Raw genomic sequence first — 15,260 nt, 5'->3', positions numbered from 1 at the left:
CCGGCACCGCCGCGTTTCAGAGCTCCCGGTCCGCGTAGACGGCCGCGTGGTCCGAGGCGCGGTTCCACCCTGGTCCCACAGCGGCGGCAGCATCAGACAGCCCGCTCCCCCGGGCGGCGCAGGAGTTCCGCGCGGCCGGTGGGCAGGCGCCGCCGGGGAGACTGCTCGCCGGCACTTCGATGCTCGAAGCGGGTGTGAGGCCTGCCGAACGGTGGGACGGTTGAGGGCTTGTGTGGTCGGCGGGATTGGTCCTTCAGCGCCGCTGCCGATTGGCCCTGTTTCCGGGAGGGGCGCCGCGCCAGGGTGAGCGCATGACCATCGCGTTTCTGCTGACCACTCTTGTCGTCGTCGCCACGCCGGGCACCGGAGTCGTCTATACCCTCGCCGCCGCGCTCTCGCGGGGCCGGCGCGCGAGTGTCGTCGCGGCCTTCGGGTGCACGCTCGGGATCGTGCCACATCTGCTGGCCACGGTCACCGGGGTCGCCGCCCTGCTGCACGCCAGCGCGACCGCGTTCCAGGTGCTGAAGTACGCCGGGGTCGCCTATCTGCTGTACATGGCGTGGGCGACGGTGCGGGACAAGGAGGCGCTCGTGGTGGAGGAGCGGGCGGCGCCGGTGTCCGCGCGGCGGGTGATCGTGCGGGGTGTGCTGATCAACATCCTCAATCCGAAGCTGACGATCTTCTTCTTCGCGTTCCTGCCGCAGTTCGTGAGCCCCGGGGAGCCGCACGCGGTGGTGCGGATGGTGGGGCTCGGCGGGGTGTTCATGCTGGCGACCTTCGCCGTGTTCGCCGCGTACGGGGTGCTGGCCGCGTCGGTGCGCAGCCATGTGATCGGGCGGCCGCGGGTGATGGCGTGGCTGCGGCGGGGGTTCGCGGGGTCGTTCGTGGCACTCGGGGCGAAGCTGGCGTTCACGGCACGGTAGCCGGGGTTCCGGGGCGGCGGTCCCGGTGTGACCGTGGATCGCCGACCGGGCGTCGGGCTGACACGGCAGGTATCGAGACCGGCGACTTCGCCGCCACGGACCCGGAGACGACGGCCCGCGCCGTCTTCCAGGCGACGGGGCGCTTCCACGACCCCTGTCACGCCCGGGAGTGGGAAGAGCCGGGAGCCGAGGCCGACTTCACAGCGGTCGTCGACCTGCTGGCGAGGGGGCTGCGGCCCTAGGGAGAGGCAGTCCAATCCTCAGCCATTGGCCGTTCCCAACCGCTGGGAGGAGTGCTTACGGTCCGGCCATGGACGAGCTGAGCAGGATCTTCCATCACGCCGCCGAGCACGCCGCCGCCTACCGCCGCTCACTGCCCGAGCGGCCGGTGGCGCGGCCCGTCGACCACGCGGCGCTGCGCGCCGCCTTCTCCCGCCCCTTGAACCGCGCGCCCGCCGACCCCTTCACGGTGGTCGACGAGTTGGTGGCCGCCGCCGAGACCGGACTCGTCGCCACCGCGGGGCCGCGGTTCTTCGGCTTCGTCGTCGGCGGGGCGCTGCCCGCGGCCACCGCCGCGGAGATCCTCGCCGCCGGATGGGACCAGAACGCCTTCAACGCCGCGCTCTCGCCCGCCGCCCTGGCCGCGGAGGAGGCGGCGGGCGGCTGGCTGAAGGATCTGCTCGGCATCCCCGCCACGGCGTCCACCGGGTTCGTCACCGGCGGCCAGGCGGCCAACACCGCAGGGCTCGCGGCAGCCCGGCAGCATCTGCTCACCGAGGCCGGCTGGGACGTCGCGCGGAAGGGGCTGGGCGGCGCCCCGCGCCTGCGGGTGGTCGCGGGCGAGGAGCGACACGCCACCATCGACCGCTCGCTGCGGCTGCTCGGCCTGGGCACCGACTGCCTGGAGACGGTCCGCACCGATGGACGCGGCGCCCTCGACACCGACGACCTGCGCCGCGTGCTGGCGTCCGGCCCGGGCACGCCGGCGATCGTCTGCGCCCAGGCGGGCAACGTGAACACCGGCGCCTGTGACGACCTCCGTACCGCCTGCGATCTCACCCATGCCCACGGCGGCTGGGTGCACGTCGACGGCGCCTTCGGCCTGTGGGCGGCCGCGAGCCCGGCGACCCGCCACCTCGTCGACGGCGTCGAACTGGCCGACTCCTGGGCCTGCGACGGCCACAAGTGGCTGAACGTGCCCTACGACTGCGGCTACGCCTTCTGCTCCCGCCCCGCCGTCCACGCCGGCGCCCTGTCGTACACCGCCTCCTACCTCACCCGCGCCGACGCTGCCCCGGCCGGCGGTGCCGACTACACCGCCGAGTCCTCCCGCCGCGCACGCGGCTTCGCCACCTGGGCGGCGCTGCGCGAACTCGGCCGTGACGGCGTCGCCGCGCTCGTGGACCGCTGCTGCTCCCTCGCCCGCCGCTTCGCCGACGGCCTGTCCGCAGCGGGCCTCGACGTGGTCAACGACGTGGCGCTCAACCAAGTCCTCGTCAGCTTCGGCGACGACGCCCGCACCGACCACGTCGTGCGGGCCGTGCAGAACGACGGGACCTGCTGGATGGGCGCCACCACCTGGCGCGGCCGGCGGCTGATGCGCGTCTCCGTCTCCGGACACGCCACGACAGAGGCCGACGTCGACCGGTCTATCGCGGCGATCGTGCGGCTGGCGCGGACGGCGTGAGCCGGCTACCGGGTGCGCCCGGGGCCACAGGGGCACACGATGGGAAGTGAGGGGTGGGTCGCCGCGCGGGGGCGTTGAGAAGGGGATGGTGATCGTGGATCTCGTACTGCGCCCGGGCACCGCGGACGATGCCGCGGAGTGCGGAAGGATCTGCTACGAGGCCTTCGCCGGCATCGCCGAGGAGCACGCGTTCCCACCCGACGTCCCGAGCCCCGACGTGGGTGTCGCGCTGATCGAGGGAGCCTTGACGCACCCGGGTTTCTACAGTGTCGTCGCCGAGCTCGACGGGCGGATCGTGGGCAGCAACTTCCTCGACGAGCGCTCGACCGTCGTCGGGTCGGGCCCGTCACCGTCGACCCCGCCGTGCAGAACGCGGGCGTGGGCCGCCGTCTGATGCGGGACGTGATGGAGCGGGCCGACGAGCGCGGGGCACCGGGCATCCGGCTGTTGCAGAGCGGCTACCACAACAGGTCGTTCTCCCTGTACGTGAGCCTGGGCTTCGCCCACCGGGCCACGGTGGCCTGCGTGCAGGGCCCGCCGATCCGGCGTGCGATGCCCGGCTACGCGGTGCGGGAGGCCACGGACGCGGACCTCGGCGCCTGCAACGAGGTGTGCCGGCAGGTCCACGGCGTCGACCGCGGCGGTGAGGTCGCCGACGCGCTCAAACAGGGCACCGCCCGGGTCGTCGAGCGCGCCGGACGCGTCACCGGGTACGCCACCGACCTCGCCTTCTTCGCGCACGCCGTGGGCGAGACCACCCCGGACCTCCAGGCCCTGATCGCGGCGGCCCCGCAGTTCGGCGGCCCGGGCATCCTCGTCCCCGCGAGCGACAGCGTGCTGCTCAGGTGGTGCCTGTCCCACGGCCTCAAGGTCGTGCAGCTGCTGAGCCTGATGACCATCGGCCTGTACAACCGGCCCGACGGGGCGTACCTGCCCTCGATCCTCTACTAGGGCCCGTTCAGGCCGCCGTCGGGTCCACCGTCGCCTGATGGGCCTCCGCCAGATGTTCCTCCGCCTTCAGCCAGGGCAGGAACTGGGCGCCTCTGCGCCAGCCGCAGGTGTCGCATCTGATCGTGCGCTGCACGCCCTTGCGCTGCACCCGTACGACGTGCTCCCGGCCGTGCTGGTCCCAGCGGCTGACCTTGCTGGTGTCGATCTGCGCCATGACGCCTCCCGCGTCCAGGAATCCGGGCGGATCCGGTCTGCTCGCAGCAAGGAGTCTGCAGCAAGGTCGACATCAACAGGCTTCCGGGGGGTGGTCGGCAGGCTGTGCATGCCGTTACGGGGTCCAGCAGGCGCCCTCAAGGGCCGCGGGCAACCGCGCGATCAGCCGCCACTCACCCGCGGCCAGGCACGCTCCGCAGCCACCACGTCCCGCACCTCCACCGACTCCAGCCTCTCCGCTGTCCGTTCGGCAGTTCCCCGAGCCCACCCGCTGGGCACCGCCCCCGACACCAGCACCGCGAACCCGCACATCCTGCTGCATCGACGGCAGGGCCACGTTCACGACCGTGGGGCATGCGGGCGATCGCAACCAACTTCAATAGTGTGTCTAACTAATGAACTGCGCCATCTCATTGCATTGCACAATGGAGGCATGCCCACGCCCCTCCAGATCGGTCCGCACGCCGTCCAGCCCCCCGTCGTCCTGGCCCCCATGGCCGGTATCACCAACGCGCCCTTCCGCACCCTGTGCCGGGAGTTCAGCGGTGGCAAGGGCCTGTTCGTGAGCGAGATGATCACCACGCGGGCGCTGGTCGAGCGCAACGAGAAGACGATGCAGCTCATTCACTTCGACGCGAGTGAGCGCCCCCGCTCCATCCAGCTGTACGGCGTGGACCCGGCGACCGTCGGCAAGGCCGTCCGCATGATCGCGGAGGAGGACCTCGCCGACCACATCGACCTGAACTTCGGCTGCCCGGTGCCCAAGGTGACCCGGAAGGGCGGCGGATCCGCGCTCCCGTACAAGCGGAACCTGCTGCGCGCCATCCTGCGCGAGGCGGTCAGCGGCGCCGGCGACCTGCCCGTGACGATGAAGATGCGCAAGGGCATCGACGACGACCACATCACCTACCTCGACGCCGGCCGGATCGCCGTCGAGGAGGGCGTCACCGCGATCGCGCTGCACGGCCGCACCGCCGCCCAGCACTACGGCGGCACCGCCGACTGGGACGCCATCGCCCGGCTGAAGGAGCACGTGCCGGAGATCCCCGTGCTCGGCAACGGCGACATCTGGTCGGCCGAGGACGCCCTGCGGATGGTGCGCGAGACCGGCTGCGACGGAGTGGTGGTCGGGCGCGGGTGCCTGGGCCGGCCCTGGCTGTTCTCCGACCTGGTAGCGGCTTTCGAGGGGCGCTCTCAGGACATCGCACGGCCCACCCTCCGGGAAGTCGCCGACGTCATGGTCCGGCACGCCACGCTGCTCGGCGAGTGGATCGGCGACGAGTCGCGGGGCGTGATCGACTTCCGCAAGCACGTCGCCTGGTATCTCAAGGGCTTCGCGGTCGGCTCCGAGATGCGCAAGCGGCTCGCGATCACCTCCTCGCTCGAGGAGCTGCGGGCCGGTCTCGACGAGCTGGACCTCGACCAGCCCTGGCCCGCCGGCGCCGACGGGCCCCGGGGCCGTACGTCCGGCAACAACCGGGTGGTGCTGCCGGACGGCTGGCTGAAGGACCCGTACGACTGCGCGGGCGTCGGCGAGGACGCGGAGCTGGACACCTCCGGCGGCTGATCAGCCTCCCGAGGCGTGCGGAGTGGAGCCGTACGCCTTGAGGAAGCGGTCGCGGAAGGCGCTCATCTTCCAGACGGGGGCGTCGCGGTCCGGCCTGAGGCCCTCCGTCCAGTTCCAGTCGGCGACCTTGTCGAGGACCTTCGGGTCCTTCGCCACGATCGACACCGGCACGTCCCGGCCGGCCCGGTTGCCGCTGACCCGGGCCATGGGCTGGTGGTCACCGAGGAAGACCAGGACGGTGTCGTCGGTGCCGTAGCGCTCCAGCCACTGGGTGAGGCTGGTGACCGAGTACTGGATGGACCTGGCGTACTCCTGCCGGGACCTGGTGGTGTCGGTGATGACGTTCGACGCCTTCTTGCCGGCCTTCTCGATGGCGCCGAAGACCGATCCGTCGCCGAGTTCGTCCCAGCCGACCAGCTTCGGAAGGGGCGCCCAGGGCTGGTGGCTGGAGGTCAGGATGACGAACGACATCAGCGGCTTGTCGCGCTGCTTTCCGTGCACCTGGCGCTGGAACGCCTCCAGCGCGTACTGGTCGGGCATGGTCGACCAGCTGAACTTCGGGCCCCGGTAGCCCAGGTCGAAGGCGTCGTAGAGCTTGTCGAGGCCGTACCACTTCTCCTCGGGCCAGCCCTTCTGCACGCCCGGCATGACGCCCACCGTGTCCCACGCGCCGGTCTTCTGGAACGCCTTGGTGAGGGTGAGGTGGTCGCCCGCGGTGACCGTGCGGTAGCGGCGCTGGTTGTCGATCCACAGGCCGGACATGGCCGTGGAGTGGCCGAGCCAGCTGCTGCCGCCGAAGGTCGCCGAGGTCAGCCAGCCGCTGCGGGCGTCGAAGCCGGCCTTCGCCAGGGCCTCGGTGCCGGTGTCGAGGGTCCGGCCGACACCGGGTGCCATGACCGGGTCCTCCAGGGCGCTGCGGCCGTAGCTCTCGATGAACGTGAAGATCACGTCCTTGCCGCGCAGATCCGGCAGCAGCTGGTCGGGCGGGGTGTTGCCGAAGGTGTCCGCCTTCGCCTCCTGCGCGAACGCCGCCTCGTCCCGCAGCGAGTCCACGGTCCGCTGCGCGTGCACCCGCAGGGCCCCGGCCCCGCGCTCGGAGGCGATCGGACCCCCGAAGAGCGTCAGGCCCAGGGCGGCGCAGGTGACCCAGACGGTGCCGGCGAGCAGGGCGCCCTTGGCCGCCCGGACGCGGTGGCGGGACAGCACGCCGGCGAGCCGGATCGTCGCCGCGACCATGACGGCCGCCACGAGCAGGACGAGCACGACCGCGCCGACGGCCGCGGCGGTCGCGACGCCCCCGCCCAGCGTGTCCTCGACGTACGCCTGCGCGTCGGGCAGCAGGTCCCAGTCGAGCGCGGCGTTGAAGCCCCGGCCCAGGTACTCGTTGAACCCCATGTCGAGCAGGTTCACCGTGGTCAGCGCGGTGAGCCCGAGCCCGTACAGCACCGCCGCCACCAGCCGGGGCCGGCGTGGCAGCACCAGCGTGACGACGGCCCCGATGACCGCCTCCGCCGGGATCCGCGCGAAGCGGTCCGGCTCGACGGCGGCGAGGGTGTTGGGCAGGAGAAGAGCCCCGAGGACCAGGGCGGCGGCGAGGGCGTTGGTGGTCAGATGGAGGGCGCGGGCGGCCCGGGGGTGACGGGTGCGCCAGGTGCGCAGGTGCGTGAGGCGGGATCGGGGGGCGGGCGTCTGCACCTCCGCCGAGACGGCCTCCTCCCTCTCGTCACGCTCCGTCCCGGCCCCTGAGGCGCCGGGCTGCGGCGACTCGCTGAAGCGTGTGAAGACAGGCACCCGGAGGTCCTTCCCGTGCGGAACGCGGTGAGGTGGCGGACCCGCGTGGGGGTACGGGTCCGCCGCCGTTCCGTACGGGGCGCTCAGCAGGTGTGTTCAGTCCGCCGGGCCGACGCTCGGCAAACATCGGGCAAACGACAGGCTCCGGGCCGGCCTCCTCAGACGACCCCGACCGCCGTGAGCAGTGCCAACGGGGCCGACGCCGACCGGGATTCACGCACGCACGCGTGCGGGTACGGCACCGGCTCCGGGTGGGTGTCGCGGCCGTAGCCCGCGAGGACCTCCGGCAGCCGGTGGCCGCTCGAGGCCGCCGCGTCGACCAGGCCGCGGGCGATCGCGCGGGCCTCGTCGTGCAGCCCGTAGCGGGCCAGGCCGAGCGCGATCAGCGCGTTGTCGTGCGGCCAGACCGAGCCGCGGTGATAGGAGAGCGGGTGGTAGGCGGGCTGCCCGGCGGCCAGGGTGCGGACGCCCCAGCCGGAGAAGAAGTCGGGTTCCAGCAGGCGCCGGCCGACCAGTTCGCCGTACTCCTTGTCCAGCAGGCCCGACCACAGCAGATGCCCGGCGTCGGAGGCGAGCGCGTCGACCTGCCGGCCCCGGCCGTCGAGCGCGAGTGCCGGGAAGGAGTGCTCCGGCATCCAGAAGTCCCGCTGGAAACGGTCGCGCAGATCACCGGCCGCCTGTTCCAGCAGGCCCGCGTACGTCACGTCCTGCCACACCGTGCGCGCGAGCCACGCCGTGCGGCGCAGCGCGTCGTACGCGTAGCCCTGGGCGCCCGCGGCCGTCACCGGGCCGTGGGGGCGGGTGCCCTCGGCGGAGCAGATGGCGCCGGGGGAGTCCTTCCAGTTCTGGTTGGCGAGGCCGCCCTGGTCGGCGCGGTAGACGAGGTAGCCGCGCGAGGTCAGGCCGCCGTGGTCGAGCATCCAGCCGACCGCCGCGCGGGCATGCCGCTCCAGACGGCGGGCCAGGGCGGTGTCGCCGGTCTGCTCGGTGTACGCGCCGAGCAGGACGAGGAACAGGGGTGTGGCGTCGACCGAGCCGTAGTAGCGGCCGTAGGGGACCTGGCCGAAGTGCGCCAGTTCGCCGTGCCGCACCTCGTGCACGATCTTGCCGGGCTGGGCGACCTCGCTGACACCGGTGTCGGTGGCCTGGGTCGCGGCGAGCGCGGGCAGGGTGGCGGCGGCCAGCCGTGGCCGGTAGGGCAGGGCGAACAGCGAGGTCAGCAGGGCGTCCCGGCCCAGCAGGGTCAGGAACCAGGGGGCGCCGGCCGCCGGGACGCGCAGTTCCTCGCCGTCCGGGCCGGTCGCCGGGACCTGGAGCGCGGCCAGGTCGGCGAGGCCCCGGGCGCAGGCCGCGGACAGCTCGGGCCAGCCGGTCGGGAAGGCCACGCCCTCCGTGAACCGGCCCTCCACGGCGAGGAGTCGCTCCTGGAGGGCGGCGGGGGAGCGGGGCACGCGCAGGGCGCGCTTGTCGCCGTGCGGGCGGGCCATGACGCGCAGGACCAGCTCGGCCGTGCCGTGCGGTTCCAGGTCCAGGGTCCACACCAGGCGGCGGGCACCGGTGCCGGTCTCCTCCACGGCGTCCGGGTGGGGATCGGTCGTCACGGTCGTGACGGACCGCCACTCGCCGCGCCGGTAGGTGAACTCCACGCCGTGCCCGAGGACCTGGCGGGAGCGGACGGCGCCGGCCTTCGTGTAGGTGCGGTGGTCGGAGCGCAGCTCGAACTGGTCGGTGAAGTCGGCGTCGGCGGTGACCGCGAGGCGGACCGTCGTCGGCACCGGGCGGTTGCTGGTGACCCGCAGCGACTCGACGAACGAGGCGTCCCCGACGGCCTGTTCGCGGAACAGCGTGTACGCGGGCGGTTCGTTGCGGCCGCCGCGCGGCACGAGGACGCAGCGCGCGGTGCCCCCGTCGGCCACCGGCGTCAGTGTCTCGGGCACGGCCCCGTCGACGGTGAGCTGCCACCGGCTCAGGTGCCTCGCGTCCTGTACGAACATGCCGTCCGGGGCGCTGCCGCCCCGGTAACCGCTGATGTCGCCGCGGTCCCCGACGGCGGCGAACGTCCCGCCGTGCACGAGCAGATGATGCCGGTCCGTCATCCCCGGCCCCCTCCCTTGATCGCCGTGACACCGTTCCTGTCCCATGCGGGCCGGTCGTGCAGCAGGTCGAGCGTGAGCGCGGCGGTCCAGCCGAAGCCGGTGGCGCCGCAGGCCTGTGCGGTGTACGGGTCCACGTACTCCGCGAAGTCGGAGGCGCCCGCGGTGTGCAGGATGCCCTTGCGCAGGGCGTCGGCCCGGCCGCGCTCCCCGTGCAGCCGCAGCCCGCGCTCCAGCAGCCAGTTGGTGTTGAACCAGGCCGGGCCGCGCCAGTAGCGGTGCGGGTCGAAGGCCTCGCCGAGCAGGTCGTAGCTGGGCACCAGCCGGGTCGTGCCGCCGAGGCCGAAGTGCGGGCCGCAGACCGTGCGCACCAAGGTCGCCGCGAGGTCGCTCGGCAGGGTCGGCAGCAGCAGGGGGACGAGCCCGGAGACACCGCGCTCGGGGATCAGCTCCCCGGCGCGCACGTCCCGGCACAGGAACATCCCCGCCGACGGCTCCCACAGCCGCTCCACCAGGGCGGCGGTGAGCCGCTCGGCGCGGTCCTGCCGGGCCGAACCCGAGGCGCCCAGCTCGTGGGCGATCCGGGCCAGAGCGTGCTCGGAGGCGATGAGCAGGGCGTTGAACGCCGGGTCCTCCACGGCGAAGTCGCCCGCCCGTTTTCCACCACCACCCTCAACCGAGGCCCTGCGGGCCGCCCCTTCGATTCCACCGTCCTCGTACCCCCGGTCCCGGTAGTCGCTCGCCAGCCGCACGTACCGCCCGTAGTCCAGATCCGTCGGCCGGTCCTCGGGGGAGCCGTGGGCGAGGTCGGCGCGGCGGAAGGAGCGGGCCGGGGCCGGAGTGACCCGGGAGAGCGGACGGTCCCAGCAGGGGCTGTTGTCCATACCCTGTTCCCAGGGGTGCACGACGGACACCAGCCCGCCCCCGCCGAGGTCGCGCCGGTGCAGCAGATACCGGTGCCAGGCCGCGAGCCGGGGATACGCCCGGGTCAGGAAGCCGCGCGCCCGGGACAGACCGGGGTCGGCGAGGTGCACCAGCCAGGCGGCCAGCGCGTGCACCGGCGGCTGCACGATCCCGGAGGTCTGTACGGTGCGCGGGGCGCCCGCGGCGCGCCCCGCGGTCGAGGAGCGCCAGAAGTCGGGGCTCGGGAAGTACGCGTCGAGCGGGACGGAGGGGTTGAAGACGATGTGCGGGATCCGCCCGTCCGTCCACTGGGCCGCCAGCAGCGTCTCCAGTTCCGTCTGCGCCCGTAACGGCGACACGTGCCGCAGGCCGATCGCGATGAACGCCGAGTCCCAGGACCACTGGTGTGGATACAGACCGCGCGAGGGCACGGTGGACGTGCCGGTCCAGCCGGCCTCCAGCACGGCGGCGGCCCTGACGTGCAGGGGCGACGCGGCACCGGACGGATCGTATGCAATGGTTCGTCCCGTGGGACGAGGGGCGCGTTGGGCGGTGCTGTCCACTCGGGGCTCTCCGAAAGACGGCCGGCCGATCGGTTCGGCTGCGGCTACCGTGGGGTTACGTCTATTTAACACGCAAAACCCACTATGTAAGGCAAGGTTGAGAAACACAAGGGGGTGTGCATGACCGGACGGCCCGGGAGGACGGGACGAGGTGTCGGCCAGGCGAGCGCCGGCGAACTGCTCGAACTGGTGCGCAGTCGCCGCGCCGTGACCCGGGGTGCGCTCCAGCAGGCGACCGGACTGTCCCGGGCCACCGTCGGGCAGCGGCTGGACCGGCTCTTCCGCGCGGGCTGGCTGCGCGAGGGTGCCGGGGGGCCGGTGGACTCCCCGCTGGGCGGGCGCCCCTCCATCACCCTGGAGTTCGACGACGAGCACGCGGTGGTCCTGGCCGCGGACCTCGACACCCGGCACGCGCGGGCGGCCGTGCTGTCACTGAGCGGCGAGATCCTCGCCGAGCACTCCGGCACCCTCGTCGTCGAGGACGGGCCGGACCTCCTGCTGGGCGAACTCGGCCGCTGGTTCGGCGAGTTGCTGGAGAAGACCGGACGCGGGGCCGAGTCGGTGTGCGGGGTCGGGCTCGCCGTGCCCGGCCCGGTCGACACCGAGACCGGCCGCGTGGTCCAGCCGCCGATCATGCCCGGCTGGGACGGCTACGACATAAGGAGCCGGCTGTCCCGGGCGCTCACCGAGCACACGGGCGCCGCCGCGGTGCCGGTGCTGGTGGACAACGACGCCAACCTCATGGCGTACGGCGAACAGCGCACCGGCTACCCCGACTGCTCCGCCTTCGTGCTGGTCAAGGTCTCCACCGGCATCGGTGCCGGGGTCGTGGTGGACGGCGCGGTGTTCCGGGGCATCGACGGGGGCGCCGGGGACATCGGGCACATCCGCGTGCCGGAGGGCGCCCAGACGCTGTGCCGGTGCGGTTCGTACGGCTGTCTGGCCGCCATCGCGAGCGGCGGCGCGGTGGCGCGGCGGCTGGCGGAGGCCGGGGTGCCGGCGGCCTCCGGCTCGGACGTACGGGACCTGCTGGCGTCCGGGCATCCGGAGGCGGTCGGTCTCGCCCGGGAGGCCGGGCGCCGGGTCGGGGACGTGCTGGCGACCGTGGTGACGCTGCTCAACCCCGGAGTGCTGATGATCGCCGGGGATCTGGCCGGAACCCCCTTCCTCACGGGCGTGCGCGAACTGCTCTACCAGCGGGCGCTGCCCCGCTCCACCGCCCACCTGGACATCGTCACCTCACGCCTCGGCGAGCGGTCCGGGCTGGTCGGGGCCGGGGCGATGGTCGTGGAGCATCTCTACGCGCCCGAGCGGGTCGAGGAGCGGCTGCGTGCCCTCGGGGTGTGACAGGGGCATTTCGGTCCTGAGACGCGTCCGCATGGTGAAATCCCGTCGGCTGTGGCAGCGTGATTCTCGCCACCCTTGATAAGGGTTGCGCTCAGATGAGCGGATCTTGAGCGACTGCACTTCTCCAAAGGGTGGCACTGAGTGTCACCCTTTGATCGTTCATCGAGCGAAATCAATCGTGCCGAACGCCGCTCATACGAGCGCCCAATGGAGTTCGTGGAGGTCCCTGCGTTCAAGAAGTGAAAACATGCGCCCGCGATCGCTTGCCCAGCCTTGACTTTCGATCCCCTGGCGGACGAGTGGTTACAGGCGTATGACGCGCGAGTGGACGTACCCAGAAGCCTTTGATCTGGGTATGTTCCTCGCCGTCAGGGCAGCCACCGCGTCCTCGAGGAGTCGAGACCCGTGTCGGAAAACAAAGATCCCCACGTAGCTGAGCACGGTAAGAGTGTTGAGGGCGTGAAGTTCGTTTACGACTTCACCGAGGGCAACAAGAACCTCAAGGACCTCCTCGGTGGCAAGGGCGCGAACCTCGCCGAGATGACGAACCTGGGCCTTCCCGTCCCGCCCGGCTTCACCATCACCACCGAGGCGTGCAAGGTCTACCTGGACAGCGGCGAAGAGCCGGCGGCACTGCGTGACGAGGTGAGTGCGCACCTCGACGCGCTGGAGCAGCGCATGGGCAAGAAGCTCGGCCAGGCCGACGACCCGCTGCTGGTGTCGGTGCGGTCGGGCGCCAAGTTCTCCATGCCCGGCATGATGGACACCGTCCTCAACATCGGCCTCTCCGACAAGTCGGTGCAGGGCCTGGCCAAGCAGGCGGGCGACGAGCGCTTCGCCTGGGACTCCTACCGCCGCCTCATCCAGATGTTCGGCAAGACCGTCCTCGGCGTCGACGGCGAGCTCTTCGAGGACGCGCTGGAGAAGGCCAAGGAGGCCAAGAAGGTCACGGTCGACACCGAGCTGGAGGCCGCCGACCTCAAGAAGCTCGTCACCAAGTTCAAGAAGATCGTCAAGACCGAGGCCGGCCGGGACTTCCCGCAGGACCCGCGCGAGCAGATGGACCTCGCCATCCACGCGGTCTTCGACTCCTGGAACACCGACCGCGCCAAGCTCTACCGCCGCCAGGAGCGCATCCCGCACGACCTGGGCACGGCCGTCAACGTCTGCTCCATGGTCTTCGGCAACCTCGGCCCCGACTCCGGCACCGGCGTCGCCTTCACCCGCGACCCCGCCTCCGGCCACCAGGGCGTCTACGGCGACTACCTCCAGAACGCCCAGGGCGAGGACGTGGTCGCGGGCATCCGCAACACCGTGCCGCTCGCGGATCTGGAGCGGATCGACAAGAAGTCGTACGACCAGCTGATGCAGATCATGGAGACGCTGGAGAACCACTACAAGGACCTCTGCGACATCGAGTTCACCATCGAGCGCGGTGTGCTGTGGATGCTCCAGACCCGAGTCGGCAAGCGCACCGCGGGCGCGGCCTTCCGCATCGCGACCCAGCTGGTGGACCAGGGCCTGATCGACGAGGCCGAGGCGCTCACCCGCGTCAACGGCGCCCAGCTCGCGCAGCTGATGTTCCCGCGCTTCGACGAGGACTCGAAGGTCGAGACCGTCGGCCGGGGCATCGCGGCCTCCCCGGGCGCGGCGGTCGGCAAGGCGGTGTTCGACTCCTACACCGCCGTCAAGTGGTCGCGTTCGGGCGAGAAGGTCATCCTGATCCGCCGCGAGACCAACCCCGACGACCTGGACGGCATGATCGCCGCCGAGGGCATCCTGACCTCGCGCGGTGGCAAGACCTCCCACGCGGCCGTGGTCGCGCGCGGCATGGGCAAGACCTGCGTCTGCGGCGCGGAGGAGCTGGAGGTCGACACCAAGCGCCGCCGGATGACCGTGCCGGGCGGGCACGTCGTCGAGGAGGGCGACGTCGTCTCCATCGACGGCTCGACGGGCAAGGTGTACCTCGGCGAGGTGCCGGTCGTGCCGTCCCCGGTCGTGGAGTACTTCGAGGGCCGGATGCACGCCGGTGCCGAGGACGCCGACGAGCTGGTCGAGGCGGTCCACCGCATCATGGCGTTCGCCGACCGCAAGCGCCGCCTGCGCGTGCGGGCCAACGCCGACAACGCCGAGGACGCGCTGCGCGCCCGCCGCTTCGGCGCCCAGGGCATCGGCCTGTGCCGCACCGAGCACATGTTCCTCGGCGACCGGCGCGAGCTGGTGGAGCGGCTGATCCTGGCCGACACCCAGGCCGAGCGCGAGGAGTCCCTCAAGGAACTGCTGCCGCTCCAGAAGCAGGACTTCGTCCAGCTCTTCGAGTCGATGGACGGCCTGCCGGTCACCGTCCGGCTGCTGGACCCGCCGCTGCACGAGTTCCTGCCCGACATCACCGAACTGTCGGTGCGCGTCGCCCTCGCCGAGTCCCGCCAGGAGCCGCACGAGAACGAACTGCGCCTCCTCCAGGCCGTGCACCGGCTGCACGAGCAGAACCCGATGCTGGGCCTGCGCGGGGTGCGCCTCGGCCTGGTCATCCCCGGCCTGTTCACCATGCAGGTCCGGGCGATCGCCGAGGCCGCGGCCGAGCGCAAGGCCGCCAAGGGCGATCCGCGCGCCGAGATCATGATCCCGCTCGTCGGCACGGTGCAGGAGCTGGAGATCGTGCGCGAGGAGGCCGACCAGGTCATCGCCGAGGTCGAGGCGGCCTCGGGCACGCAGCTCAAGCTGTCCATCGGCACGATGATCGAGCTGCCGCGCGCCGCGCTGACCGCGGGCCAGATCGCCGAGGCGGCCGAGTTCTTCTCCTTCGGCACGAACGACCTCACCCAGACGGTGTGGGGCTTCTCCCGGGACGACGTGGAGGCCAGCTTCTTCACCGCGTACCTGGAGAAGGGCATCTTCGGCGTCTCCCCGTTCGAGACGATCGACAAGGACGGCGTCGGCTCCCTGGTGAAGCTCGCCGCCGAGGCCGGCCGTGCGACCCGCCCGGACCTCAAGCTCGGCGTCTGCGGCGAGCACGGCGGTGACCCGGAGTCGGTCCACTTCTTCCACGAGGTGGGACTCGACTACGTCTCCTGCTCCCCGTTCCGCATCCCGGTGGCCCGCCTGGAGGCCGGCCGGGCTGCGGTCCAGGCGGAGGGCAGCGACCACCGGTAGGCCACGCCGAGTGAACCGGAAGCCGGAGCCGCGGCCTGTCACACCGACCCTCACCGACGGGGCCGCGGC

General features: G+C 72.2%; 11 protein-coding genes and 1 pseudogene. 8 read left to right on the top strand and 4 right to left on the bottom strand.

What is annotated here, in order from left to right; all coding sequences use genetic code 11:
* The first annotated feature begins 311 nt into the window (after positions 1 to 311).
* From HDA41_RS12760 to HDA41_RS41190, 5 genes and pseudogenes are all read left to right on the top strand, one after another.
* On the top strand, positions 312 to 923 hold the full coding sequence (locus HDA41_RS12760) for a LysE family translocator (RefSeq protein WP_184983533.1): 612 nt from the start codon (positions 312 to 314) through the stop codon (positions 921 to 923).
* Between the two features lie 65 nt (positions 924 to 988).
* Positions 989 to 1,165, top strand: a pseudogene (locus tag HDA41_RS42990) (TetR/AcrR family transcriptional regulator); the annotation flags it as partial.
* A gap of 68 nt (positions 1,166 to 1,233) precedes the next feature.
* Complete coding sequence (locus tag HDA41_RS12750; protein ID WP_184983529.1) at positions 1,234 to 2,610, top strand: pyridoxal phosphate-dependent decarboxylase family protein; 1,377 nt, start codon at positions 1,234 to 1,236, stop codon at positions 2,608 to 2,610.
* A gap of 94 nt (positions 2,611 to 2,704) precedes the next feature.
* A complete protein-coding gene (locus HDA41_RS41195; RefSeq protein ID WP_230299376.1) occupies positions 2,705 to 3,004 on the top strand; it encodes a GNAT family N-acetyltransferase in 300 nt (99 codons plus the stop codon).
* Complete coding sequence (locus HDA41_RS41190; protein WP_230299377.1) at positions 2,974 to 3,561, top strand: GNAT family N-acetyltransferase; 588 nt, start codon at positions 2,974 to 2,976, stop codon at positions 3,559 to 3,561. The genes HDA41_RS41195 and HDA41_RS41190 overlap by 31 nt, the downstream gene beginning before the upstream one ends.
* Before the next feature lie 7 nt (positions 3,562 to 3,568).
* On the opposite strand, the gene HDA41_RS12740 is transcribed toward HDA41_RS41190, so the two are convergent.
* A complete protein-coding gene (locus HDA41_RS12740; protein WP_184983527.1) occupies positions 3,569 to 3,775 on the bottom strand; it encodes a hypothetical protein in 207 nt (68 codons plus the stop codon).
* Between the two features lie 432 nt (positions 3,776 to 4,207).
* On the opposite strand from HDA41_RS12740, the gene dusB reads away from it, so the two are divergent.
* Positions 4,208 to 5,341 (top strand): tRNA dihydrouridine synthase DusB, encoded by a 1,134-nt coding sequence (gene dusB, locus HDA41_RS12735; RefSeq protein WP_184983525.1) that lies wholly within the window; start codon positions 4,208 to 4,210, stop codon positions 5,339 to 5,341.
* Here dusB and HDA41_RS12730 read toward each other — a convergent pair whose 3' ends face one another.
* From HDA41_RS12730 to HDA41_RS12720, 3 genes are all read right to left on the bottom strand, one after another.
* On the bottom strand, positions 5,342 to 7,132 hold the full coding sequence (locus HDA41_RS12730) for a sulfatase-like hydrolase/transferase (RefSeq protein ID WP_376706780.1): 1,791 nt from the start codon (positions 7,130 to 7,132) through the stop codon (positions 5,342 to 5,344).
* A gap of 158 nt (positions 7,133 to 7,290) precedes the next feature.
* A complete protein-coding gene (locus tag HDA41_RS12725; protein WP_184983523.1) occupies positions 7,291 to 9,228 on the bottom strand; it encodes an amylo-alpha-1,6-glucosidase in 1,938 nt (645 codons plus the stop codon).
* Positions 9,225 to 10,691 (bottom strand): MGH1-like glycoside hydrolase domain-containing protein, encoded by a 1,467-nt coding sequence (locus tag HDA41_RS12720; protein ID WP_184983521.1) that lies wholly within the window; start codon positions 10,689 to 10,691, stop codon positions 9,225 to 9,227. Before HDA41_RS12720 ends, HDA41_RS12725 begins: the two co-directional genes overlap by 4 nt.
* Positions 10,692 to 10,811: 120 nt before the next feature.
* Here HDA41_RS12720 and HDA41_RS12715 point away from each other — a divergent pair, with 120 nt between their 5' ends.
* Both HDA41_RS12715 and ppdK read left to right on the top strand, forming a co-directional pair.
* A complete protein-coding gene (locus tag HDA41_RS12715; protein WP_184983519.1) occupies positions 10,812 to 12,038 on the top strand; it encodes an ROK family transcriptional regulator in 1,227 nt (408 codons plus the stop codon).
* Positions 12,039 to 12,443: 405 nt separating this feature from the next.
* Positions 12,444 to 15,191 carry a pyruvate, phosphate dikinase gene (gene ppdK / locus HDA41_RS12710; RefSeq protein WP_376706779.1) on the top strand — a complete coding sequence of 916 codons (2,748 nt, stop codon included), beginning with the start codon at positions 12,444 to 12,446 and terminating at the stop codon, positions 15,189 to 15,191.
* Positions 15,192 to 15,260 lie beyond the last annotated feature (69 nt).

Origin of the sequence: Streptomyces caelestis, from assembly GCF_014205255.1 — a bacterium.
GTDB lineage: Bacteria > Actinomycetota > Actinomycetes > Streptomycetales > Streptomycetaceae > Streptomyces > Streptomyces caelestis.
Note: the sequence above shows the minus strand (reverse complement) of the source record. Positions and strands in the feature narration are given on the sequence as shown.